The 11,437-nt window shown below is 72.3% G+C and carries 4 protein-coding genes and 2 pseudogenes; 4 read left to right on the top strand and 2 right to left on the bottom strand.

The annotated features are described in order from the left end of the window. The first annotated feature begins 537 nt into the window (after positions 1–537). From O7602_RS04480 to O7602_RS04470, 3 genes and pseudogenes are all read left to right on the top strand, one after another. Positions 538–1,764, top strand: a complete 1,227-nt coding sequence (locus O7602_RS04480; RefSeq protein ID WP_281586958.1) for a hypothetical protein — start codon at positions 538–540, stop codon at positions 1,762–1,764. Further along, positions 1,751–1,921: pseudogene (locus O7602_RS04475) on the top strand (class F sortase); the annotation flags it as partial. The gene O7602_RS04480 and the pseudogene O7602_RS04475, both read left to right, overlap by 14 nt. A 390-nt stretch (positions 1,922–2,311) precedes the next feature. Beyond that, positions 2,312–2,779, top strand: a pseudogene (locus tag O7602_RS04470) (class F sortase); the annotation flags it as partial. A gap of 78 nt (positions 2,780–2,857) precedes the next feature. Here O7602_RS04470 and O7602_RS04465 read toward each other — a convergent pair. Further along, positions 2,858–7,921 carry an NAD-glutamate dehydrogenase gene (locus O7602_RS04465; RefSeq protein ID WP_281586957.1) on the bottom strand — a complete coding sequence of 1,688 codons (5,064 nt, stop codon included), beginning with the start codon at positions 7,919–7,921 and terminating at the stop codon, positions 2,858–2,860. A gap of 286 nt (positions 7,922–8,207) precedes the next feature. Here O7602_RS04465 and O7602_RS04460 point away from each other — a divergent pair, with 286 nt between their 5' ends. Next, the gene (locus O7602_RS04460; protein ID WP_281586956.1) at positions 8,208–10,169 is read left to right on the top strand and encodes a penicillin-binding transpeptidase domain-containing protein; all 1,962 of its coding nucleotides are present in this window, start codon (positions 8,208–8,210) and stop codon (positions 10,167–10,169) included. Between the two features lie 130 nt (positions 10,170–10,299). Here O7602_RS04460 and O7602_RS04455 read toward each other — a convergent pair whose 3' ends face one another. Continuing rightward, the gene (locus O7602_RS04455) at positions 10,300–11,418 is read right to left on the bottom strand and encodes an arginase family protein (protein WP_281586955.1); all 1,119 of its coding nucleotides are present in this window, start codon (positions 11,416–11,418) and stop codon (positions 10,300–10,302) included. Positions 11,419–11,437 lie beyond the last annotated feature (19 nt).

Raw genomic sequence — 11,437 nt, 5'->3', positions numbered from 1 at the left:
GCGGTCGCCCTGCGGGAACGACCGTGCACGCCACGGGTCACTTCGGGGACGCCCGACCCGGACGGGCGTGAGGGTGGTGGTGCCGACCGGTCCGCAGGACCGGCCGTGGGGAGCCGGACGTCGTTCCGGTGAGACCGGCTGCCCTCGACGTCTGAGCTCGCGGTGTGGCTCCCCGAACCGCGTGCAGCGATTCTTGCATGGGAGCGCTTCCATGGCAATGCCTCGATGCGCCCCTCGACCTTACCCCCACCCCGTCCCTCCGCCCCCGCCACGCCCAGCGCGCCGCGCGCCACCGGGCCGCATTCGCACCTGGATCGGCCAGGTTCCCACCTTTCGGCCCATTGATGTCGACAGGCGAGACAAGGCGGCACAGGAGGCGTAGTTGGGTGCGGGGCGGCCTCTGATGCGCTAAAGCCGCATCATTGGCAAACTTCTAAAAACGAATCTTTCCCCGAATATGTCGCGAAAGAGTCTAACGTCGGCCTTAGCTCGACTGACGTCGGGCTCAGGACGAACAGGGATGGAGTGACGCTGCTCATGGCTAAGAAGATGCTCGGGAAGGTCGTTGCGGGTGCCGCCCTCGGCGGTGCCGGCCTTCTCGCGTTCACCCCAGGCATGGCCAACGCGGGCGGGCACGACAACGAGGGCAAGGTCATCGCCAAGCCGCACGTGGTCAAGGCCGGTGACACCGTTGACCTGCTCCAGATCTGCTCCGAACCACAGGAGCACGCCTACGTCTGGTCGAAGGTGACCGGCAAGGTCGACCTCCACCCGGCCCGCGACGGCGAGCACGGTGAGTGGGCCGACGGCGGCGACTCGGCCGATCACGGCGGCGAGTGGGCCGACGGCGGAGGCTGGGCCGACGGCGGGGACTGGGCCGACGGCGGGGACTGGGCTGGCCGGGGCGACGACTGGACCGAGGACGCCGACCAGGGCCCCGACGGCAAGGACGGGCACGGCGACGACCACGGCAAGGGCCCCGAAGGCAAGGACGACAAGGGCAAGGCCCTCGAAGGCAAGGCCCCCGAAGGCAAGGCCCCCGAGGGCAAGGCTCCCGAAGGCAAGGACGACAAGGGCAAGGCCCCCGAGGGCAAGGACGACAAGGGCAAGGACGGGCACGGCCCGGGCGAGGCGGGAATGCCGGAACCGCCGGCCGACCCGAAGCCCGGCGGGGTGGGGGCCGGCATGGCCGACGCCGCCGCCGGCGAGGGCCCGGAGGAGTACGGCCAGGCCGCAGAGCCGGGCTGGGACGCCGCCCTCTGGGCCGATGACCAGCACGGCAAGGACGGCAAGGACGCCAAGGACGGCAAGGACGGCAAGGACGGCAAGGACGGCCACAGCGAAGACGGCAAGGACAACCACGGCAAGGACGCCAAGGACGGTAAGGACGGCAAGGACGGCAAGGACAGCCACGGCGAAGACGCCAAGGACGAACACGGCAAGGACGGAAAGGACGAACACGGGGGCGACGAGTACGGGCACGGCGGGGACGAGGCCGGCTGGGAGCGCGGGAAGGACTTCGTCTACTACGGCGAGGCCCACGTCTCCGAGGACGCCCACCCGGGCCGGTATGAGTTGTCGGGCTCCTGCGGCGAAGGCGAACTCGTGGTCCTGCCCCGCGGCGGGGTCGACGGCGGTGACGGCGGCATGGCCACCACCGGCATGAACCGCGGTCTCGCCACCGGAGGTGCCGGAATGATCGGTGCCGCCGCGCTTGGTGGCCTGGTGCTGCTGCGTCGGCGGCGGGCCAGTGACCTGGTCTGATCGGACGACGACCCGGGCCGGCGGCCGTCACGGGAGACCGTGGCGTGCCGCCGGCACGGCGCTCGTCGTCCTGCTCGCCATGGTGGGCTCCGGCCTGATCGGCGCGTCCGTGCGCACCGTCCCGCCGCCCGCCCCGCCGCAGCCGATCGCGCAGGCCGGCACGACGGACCCCGCCGAGCCGGCGACCGATGGGATCCTCCAGGCCGACAAACCGTGGTACGCCCCCGCGCCGGAGTCGATCCCCCCGGATCCGACGGAGCCAACGGGGCTACCGGGAACGACCGGAACAGCAGGAGCGACCGGAACAACCGGAGCGACCGGAACACAGGGACCAACCGGACCGGCGGCACCGGGCGGACCGGCGGCACCGGGCGGACCGGCGGCACCGGGCGGGACAACGGGACCGGCAGGACCGGCAGGACCGGACGGCACGACGGGACCCGCAGGACCGATCCGACCAGCGGGACCGAGCGGACCAGCGGCGGCGCCGGGCAGACCTGCGCCGACGGCGACGCTCACGGGCGCACCGGGCAGGCCCGGCGGCGTGCCGGCCGGACTGGCGCGGTCGGTGCCCACCACCATCGTGATACCCCGGATCGGGGTACGCGCCGAGATCATGCCGCTCGGCACCAACCCGGACGGCACGGTTCAGGTGCCCCCGCTGGACCAGGCGATGAAGGCGGCCTGGTACTCCCCCGGCGCCAGCCCCGGTGAGGTCGGCAACGCCGTCGTCGTCGGGCACGTCGACTCCGCCAAGCTCGGCCCAGCGGTCTTCTTCAGCCTCGGGGCCCTGGTGCGAGGCGACATCATCGCGGTGTCCCGGCAGGACGGCTCGACCGCCACCTTCACCGTGGACGACGTCCGGTCGTACCCGAAGACAGCCTTCCCGGCGGAGCAGGTCTACGGCCCGTCCGCCGTGCCCGGCCTGCGGGTGGTGACGTGCGGCGGGGTGTTCGACCAGGCCGCCGGCAGCTACCTGAACAACATCGTCGTCTACGCACACATGACCGCATGACCCGGCGCCGGCGCGTCGGGTGTTAAGCGGGGCCCCCGCCTCTACCGAATGCGTTAAGCGGGGGCCCCGCCTTACACCTCAGGCCGCCGCGGACGTCCGGACCAGGGTGCGGATCTGGCGCAGCAGGACGGACAGCGCGGACAGGTCGGCGCGGGACTCGTCGAACTCTCCCATCGCCCGGTGCGCGCGGTGGATCGAGGTCGCGTTGGCCTGTTCCCACTCCTGCACCCGCTCCACCGGCGGGAGGCTCTCCGAGGTGGAGCCGAGCACCTCCGCGGTGAGCGCGGCCAGCGCGGCGTACAGGTCGTAGCGCAGCGCCATCCGGGCCAGTGTCTGCCAGCGGTCCTCCCGGGGCAGCAGGGAGATCTTCGACAGCAGGGCGTCCACCCGGAACCGGTCGGAGAGCACGAAGTAGACCGACGCCACCTCGCTCACCTCCCGGCCGGTCGTCTGCGCCGTCTCGACGATGTCGAGCAGGCCGAAGCTGTACATCAGGCGGGTCGCCCGCACGGCCAGTTCGCGCGGCAGTCCCCGGTCGGTGAGCGACCCGATGTGCGCCGCGATCGCCTCCCGCTCGGTGCCCCAGAACAGGTGTTCCAGGTCCGGCATGAGCTGGGTCACTCCGTCGCGCAGCCGGGCGATCTCCGCCGGCACGTCGATCGGGGAGCGCCGGTTGGTGACCAGCCAGCGCACCGCGCGGTCGAGCAGCCGTCGGGTGTCCAGGTAGACGGCGGTCTGCAACTCGGGCGACACCTTGTTGTCGAGCGCTTCGACCGCGTTCCACAGGTCGCCCAGTTCGAACACCTCGCGGACCACCACGTACGCGCGCAGCACGTCCGCCGCCGAGGCGGCCGTCTCCTCGACCACCCGGAACACGAACGAGATGCCGCCCCGGTTGATCGCCTCGTTCACCAGCACCGTGGTGACGATGTCCCGGCGCAGCCGGTGCCGGCCCATCCGGTCGGCGAAACGCTGCCGCAGCGGGGTCGGGAAATAGTTGACCAGGACGTCTGTCGTCCACTCCTCGTCCGCCAGCCCCTCGCTGACGATCTCCCGTTCCAGCACGATCTTCACGTACGCGAGCAGCACCGCGAACTCCGGCGCGGACAGTCCGCTCTCGGTGCGTACCGCCAGTTCCTCGTCCGGCGGCAGCGCCTCCAGCGCCCGGTCCAGCGCGCCGGAGCGCTCCAGCTCGTTGATCATCCGTCGGTGCACCGGCAGCAGCGAGGCGGCCTGGGCCTGGGCGTTGTTGATCGCCCGGGCCTGGTCGTAGTTGTCCCGCAGCACCAGCTCGGCGACCTCGTCGGTCATCTGGGCCAGCAGCTCGTCGCGCTCGGGCCGGTCCAGCTCGCCGTCGGCGACCGCCGTGTTCAGCAGGATCTTGATGTTCACCTCGTGGTCGGAGCAGTCCACCCCGGCCGCGTTGTCGATGAAGTCGGTGTAGATGCGACCGCCGCCCGCGGCGTACTCGATCCGGCCCTGCTGGGTGAAGCCCAGGTTGCCGCCCTCGCCGACCACCCGGCAGCGCAGGCCCTTGCCGTCCACCCGGATGGCGTCGTTGGACTTGTCCCCGACCTCGGCGTTGGTCTGCGTCGACGCCTTGACGTAGGTGCCGATGCCGCCGTTCCAGAACAGGTCCACCGGCGCGGTGACGATCGACTTCATCAGCTCCTGCGGGCTGAGCTGCGTGACGCCGTCGTCGAGGCCGAGCACCGCGCGCACCTGCGGCGTGATCGGCACCGACTTCGCGGTACGCGGGAAGATGCCGCCGCCGTCCGAGATCAGCTCCGGGTCGTAGTCCTCCCACGACGACCGGGGCATGTCGAACAGCCGCTTGCGTTCCCGGTAGGAGGTGGCGGCGTCCGGGTCCGGGTCGAGGAAGATGTGCCGGTGGTCGAAGGCGGCCACCAACCGGATGTGCTCCGACAGCAGCATGCCGTTGCCGAACACGTCGCCGGACATGTCGCCGACGCCGACCACGGTGAAGTCCTGGGTCTGGGTGTCGTGCCCCAACTCCCGGAAGTGCCGCTTCACCGACTCCCAGGCGCCCCGAGCGGTGATGCCCATCTTCTTGTGGTCGTAGCCGGCCGAGCCGCCGGAGGCGAACGCGTCACCGAGCCAGAACCGGTGCGCGGTGGAGATCTCGTTGGCGATGTCGGAGAACGTCGCGGTGCCCTTGTCCGCCGCCACCACCAGGTAGGGGTCGTCGGCGTCGTGCCGGACCACGTCCTCGGGCGGCACGATCTCGCCGCTGACGATGTTGTCGGTGACGTCGAGCAGCGCGGAGATGAACTCCTTGTAGCAGACCACCGCCTCGTCCCGGTCGCCCGGCTTCTGCTTGAGCACGAAGCCGCCCTTGGCGCCGACCGGCACGATCACCGCGTTCTTCACCATCTGCGCCTTGACCAGGCCCAGCACCTCGGTACGGAAGTCCTCGCGCCGGTCGGACCAGCGCAGGCCGCCCCGGGCCACCGGCCCGAACCGCAGGTGCACGCCCTCGAACCGGGGCGAGTAGACGAAGATCTCGAACTTGGGCCGGGGCGCCGGCAGGTCCGGGATGGCCTGCGGGTCCAGTTTGAACGCGACGTACGGCTTGGGCCGCCCGCCCACCGGCCTCTGGTAGAAGCTGGTACGCAGCGTGGCCTGGATCAGCGTCAGGTAGGCGCGCAGGATCCGGTCCTGGTCGAGGCTTGCCACCTCGTCCAGCGCCTCGCCGATCGCGTCGACGAGGTCGCCGCTGCGCTGCCGGCGCTCGTCGAGCGTGGCCGCGCCGGGCGCGAACCGGGTCTCGAAGAGCTGCACCAGCAGCCCGGCGACGCGCGGGTACGCGATGAACGTCTGTTCCATGTACTCCTGGGAGAACACGGTGCCGGCCTGCCGCAGGTACTTCGCGTACGCCCGCAGCACCACCACCTGCCGCCAGGTGAGCCCGGTGCGCAGCACCAGCTCGTTGAAGCCGTCCACCTCGGCCTCGCCCCGCCAGGCGGCGGCGAAGGCGTTCTCCACGTGCGGGCGTACCTCGGCCAGGTCCTGGTGCCGTTCGGGCAGCTCCAGCCCGAAGTCGTAGAGCCAGATCCGGCCGTCGACGCGCTCCACCTCGTACGGGTGCTCGTCGACCACCTTCACGCCGAGTGAGTGCAGCACCGGCAGCACGGCGGAGAGCATCATCGGCTCGCCGTACCGGTAGACCTTGAACCGCACGTCCATCGTCTCGTCGGCGTCGTTCGCCCGGCCCGCGTGGGCGCGGGGCGCCAACTGCTTGCGGAACAGGTGCATCTCGAGCTGGCCGGGCTCCTCCAGCAGTTCCAGCTTGGCCAGGTCCTTCATCGCCTCGTACGGCGTGTGCCCGTCCTTGTAGCCCTCCGGGAACGCGTCGGCGTAGCGGCTGAACAGGTGCTTGGCCTGCTCGTCGCCGAGCTTGCGCTCCAGCACCAGCCGGTAGTCGTCGTCCCAGAGCCGGGTGGCGTCGGCCAGTTCCTCGGCGAGCAGGTCGGCGTCGATCTCCCCGGGCGGGCTGTTCGGGTCGGTGCGGACGATGAAGTGCACCCGCGCCAGCATCGACTCGGTGACCCGGGTGGTGTAGTCGACGCCGACGCCGTTCAGCTCCCGCAGCAGGATGTCCTGCATGCGGAGCCGGTTCTGGGTGGTGAACCGGTCCCGCGGCAGGTAGATCAGGCAGGAGATGAACCGCCCGTACGCGTCGCGCCGCAAAAACACGCGTAGCTGCCGGCGACCGGCCATCCGCAGCACGCCGATCACCGCGTGGTAGAGGTCGTCGGTCTTGATCTGGAACAGCTCGTCGCGCGGATAGGTCTCCAGGATCTGGAGCAGGTCCTTGCCGGAGTGGCTGCGCAGGCTCAGGCCGGAGCGGTCCAGCACCTCGGCGACCTTCCGCCGGACCACCGGCAGCTCCTGCACGCTGGTCCGGTAGGCGGCGGTGGAGAACAGGCCCAGGAAGCGCCGCTCGCCGACCACCTCGCCGGCATCGTCAAAGATCTTGAAACCGATGTAGTCGAGGTAGGCCGACCGGTGCACGGTGGCCCGCGAGTTGGCCTTGGTGATGATGAGCAGGCGCTTCTCCAGCACCCGCTCGTGCGCCTCCGGGGTCATCGACGCCAGCGACCGGGCCTCCGGCGAGTCGGACCGCAGGATGCCCAGCCCGGTGCCGAGGACCGCCTCGAGGGCCTGCCCGCCGTCCACCCCGTCGGTGTCGACCAGGCGGTACTCCCGGTAGCCGAGGAACGTGAAGTGGTCGTGCGCGAGCCAGCGCAGCAGCTCCACCGAGTCGGTGATGTCCTTCTCCGGCACCGGTGGGCGGTTGTCCGAGGTCCGCGCGGCGGCCAACTCGTCGGCGAGCGCCATCGCCCGCTGCCGCATCTTGGGCCAGTCCTCGACGGCCTCGCGCACGTCGGTGAGCACCCGTTGCAGCTCGCGGCGCAGCGCCTCCCGCTCGGCCGGGTCGCGGACCGGGTCGATCTCGATCCGCATCCAGCTCTCGACCAGGTCGCCGGCGATCGCGTCGTCCGGCTCCACGTCCGCGGAGACCTCGGTGAGCCGGCCCAGCGGCTCGCGCCGGACCACCACGAGCGGGTGCACCAGCAGGTGTACGTCGAGGTGGCGGGAGTTCAGCAGCGCGGTGACGGAGTCGACCAGGAACGGCATGTCGTCGGTGACGATCTCGACCACGGTGTGGTGCTGCTCGGCGTCCGGCTCGTGGATGCGCAGCTTCAGCTCGCCCGGGACCCGCTGCTGGGCCAGGTCCCGGTGCGCCCGGGCCGCCTCCAGCATCTCCTCGGCGGTGAAGCCGATCAGCTCCTCGTCCGGCGCGAACCGCCAGAAACGGTCCACGAGCGTGGCCGCGTCGTGGTCGTCGCCGGCCAGCACGACCGCCTGGGCGACCAGCCGCTCCGCGTTGGGCACCGGCTCGTCCAGCTCGGCGTCCTCCGACTCGTCGACGAGCGCCTGCGTGGGCAGGCCCAGGTCGTAGAGGGTGTCGATGCTGGAACCGGTCATCCCGGTCACTCCTGTGTCGAGGTGGCCGAAACCATCCCCGTCGGTCTCCGAATCGAAGCCGTCATCGTCCCGGCTGGTGTCAGCCTGCCGGAGGTCGGGTCCCGGTTTGATCGCCGGACGCCGGTCCATCGGTGCCACTCCCCTCGACCCACCGCGTTGTGGGTCACTCTGCCGCCCAGCCTAGGCCCTGCCGTTGTGCCCTTCCGTCGGCGGACCACTGGCCGGACGTCCGGATCGGGACTGTGCCCTTTCACCTGTTGCGGGTGCGTGGTCGGCCGGTCGCGGAATACCCGGCTGGCGATGTTCATCACACTGTCACACCGCCCTTCTCGCCGCGCGGAGGCGGCGGCGGGGCGGTGGGGAGCCGCACGCCGTACTAGCGTGCAGGTCAAGCACGCACCGGAGGGACCGCTTCATGCCCCTGTCGTACCCCGTACGCCCCCGCCGCAAATCCCGCCGTCGGCTGCTCGCGGCGCTCGTCGCCGCCCTGCTGGCCGGAGGCGCGGTGACCGGGTGCTCCGACGGGGACGGGCCGGAGCGCGTCGTCGACGCGTTCCTGAGCGGCTGGCGGTCGGGCGACCTGCAACCGGTCGGCTTCATCGAGCCGACCGGCGCACGGCTGTCGGCGGCCGAGGTGACCAAGCGGATCAAGGCGCTCTCCGGCGATCTGGCCGCCGCCCCGCCCGACCTGGAACGCACCGGCGACATCAAGGTCGCCGGCGACATCGCCACCGCCCGCGTCCGGCTGACCTGGGCGCTGCCGGGCGGCGCCCGCTGGGCCTACGAGAATCCGGTACGCCTCAAGGGCGGCGGTGACCAGTGGCAGGTGATCTGGGAGCCGGCCGTGGTGCACGAGAAGCTGACCGACGGCGACCACCTCGCGTTGCGCCGGGAGTCGGCGGGGCGCGCCGCGGTGCTGGACGCCGCCGGCGAGCCGATCGTCGCGCCCCGACCGGTGGTCCGGGTGCAGGTCGCGGCCGGCGAGGTCACCGACGCGCCCGGGCTGGCGCGTAAGCTCGACGCCGCCTTCAAGGCGATCCGGCCCGCGCTCGATCCTCCGGTCGACGTCAGCGACCTGCCCAAACGCCTCAAGGAGGCGGACCGGGACGCGCTCGTCGAGGTGGTCACCCTGCGCGACGAGGCGTACCGGCAGATCAAGCCCCGCATCTACGATCTGCCCGGCACCCGGTTCCCCACCGACACGCTCATGCTGGCCCCGACCCGGGAGTTCGCCCGGGCGCTGCTCGGCTCCGTCGACCCGGCGCAGGCCGACGACCTTGAGGCCCACCCCGACCGGTACGCGCGCGGCGACCTGGTCGGCCACGGCGGTCTGCAGGGCCGCTACGACGAACGGCTGCGCGGCACGCCCGGCGTCACCGTGATCACCGAACGGCCGGCGGCGGAGGGCGCCACCGAGCCCACCGGCACCGAGGTGTTCCGCAGCCCGTCGAAGCCCGGGCAGCCGGTGAAGACCACGCTGGACGTGGCCACCCAGAACGCCGCCGACACCGCGTTGCGGGGCCAGAAGCGGCGCTCGGCCCTGGTCGCGGTGCGGATCAGCGACGGGACGGTGCTGGCGGCCGCCAACGGCCCCGGCGCCGCCGGCGAGAACCTGGCCTTCACCGCGCAGGTGCCGCCCGGCTCGACGTTCAAGATGGTCAGCGCGCTCGGCCTGCTCGACCGGGGCGCGGTGACGCCGCAGACCACCGTCGACTGCCCGAAGACCGCCGAGGTCGACGGCCGGATCTTCAAGAACTCGGACAACTTCGCGCTGGGCAAGGTGCCGTTCGCCACCGACTTCGCCAAGTCCTGCAACACCGCCTTCACCTCGCTCGCCCCGCAGCTCGGCGCGGACGGGCTCGCCCAGGCCGGCCGTACGCTCGGCCTGGAGGCCGACTGGAACCTCGGCGCGGACGTGTTCACCGGCAAGATCTCCGCGAACGGCGGCCCCACCGAGCAGGCCGCCGCCGCCATCGGCCAGGGCACCACTGTGGTCAGCCCGCTGGCCATGGCCGGCGCCACCGCGGCCGTGGCGCGGGGCAACTTCCAGCAGCCGCAACTGCTTGTCGATCCGGCGCCGGGCAAGCTCGCGCCGGCCGGCCCGCCGCTCAAGCCGGAGTCCGTCGCCGCGCTCAAGACGATGATGCGCGGCGTGGTCACCGGCGGCACCGCCGCCGCGCTGGCGGACGTGCCGGGCGAGCCGGTGCACGGCAAGACCGGCACCGCGGAATACGACGACAACCCGGCGCACACCCATGCCTGGTTCGTCGGCTGGCAGGGCGACGTGGCCTTCGCGGTCTTCGTCGAGCAGGGCGGCTCCAGCACGACGAGCGCGGTGCCGATCGCCGAGCGTTTCCTGCGCGGCCTCGCCCGCTGACCGGGCACACGGCGACGCCCGCCGGACGACGCAGCCTCGCCCGCCGACCGAACGCGGCAACGCCCGCCGGACGAACGCAGCCTCGCCCGCTGACAGCGACATCAGGTGCACCCAAACGACCCGGGCGCGCTCAGACTGAGGTGTCGGCGGCCGGAGCCGGCGTGGGGTCGCCCTCCCCGGGCGGGGCCGCCGGCGGACCGATCGGGTCCGTCGCGACGGCCGGCGCGGGCACGGCCGCCGGTCCACGCTCCGCGCGGCGGCCGTTGCCCGTGCGGGGCGTCGGGGCCGTGGGGGCGACCGGGTCGGCCGGCAGCAGCCGGGGCGGCGCGGCGCCCGGGGCGGCCACCGGGGCGAGCCCGGCCACCACCGTGTTCACGATCTCCGCCGCGTACGCCCCCTCCGGGTCGTAGTCGGGGTCGAAGACGGTCAACTCGACGCCGAGGCAGTGCGGGGTGTCGACCAGCCCGGCGAGCAGGATCTCCAGCTCGGCGAAGGCGATGCCGCCCGGGTCGGGCGCGTCGACGGCGGGCATCACCGCCGGGTCGAGCACGTCGACGTCGATGTGCACCCAGTAGCCGGCGCAGTCGACGAGCTGCTCGTGCGCCCACTGGGCGGTCCGGGCCGCGCCCTCGGCACGCAGCGCCGGCACCGGCCGGGTGGTGATGCCGGCGGCCTGGAGGTCGAGGCGGTATTCGTCCTGCGCGCGGATGCCGAGCACCACCACGTCGATGTCCCGGAAGTAGGGTCGTCGCCCCTCGATGGCGGCCAGGTCGGACTGGCCCCGCCCGGTGACCAGGGCCAGGTCCTCCCCCGCCGCCGCGCCGACGTACGAGGCGTTGCCGGGGTGCCGAAAGTCGGAGTGGCCGTCGACGAAGACCAACCCGATCCGCCCACCGACCGCCTCGCCGAGGCGGTGCATGGCGAGCGCCGAGCCGAGCAGCACCGAACAGTCCCCGCCGAGCACCAGCGGGAACTCACCGCGGTCGATGATCGCGCCGATCCGGTCGGCGAGCGCCGCCGAGTACGCGGAGATCTCCGGCGCGTGGCAGACGCCGTCGCCCGGGCGCCAGTCGCCCGGATCGTACCGGGGCGGGGTGAGACAGCCGGCGTCGCGGGCGCGCAGCCGGGCGAGCAGCCCGTGGTCGCGCAGCGCGCCGGGCGCCTTGCCGCAGCCGGGGACGGAGCTGGCCGTGGGCGGGCGCAGCCCGAGGTTCGTCGGCGCGTCGAGGACGGCGATCCGGCGCATCATGGGCTCCCGTCCTCGGTGG

The sequence above is a fragment of the Micromonospora sp. WMMD1128 genome, from assembly GCF_027497235.1.
Lineage (GTDB): Bacteria > Actinomycetota > Actinomycetes > Mycobacteriales > Micromonosporaceae > Micromonospora.
The sequence above is the reverse complement of the archived record's forward strand: the minus strand, read 5'-3'. Positions and strand labels throughout refer to the sequence as shown.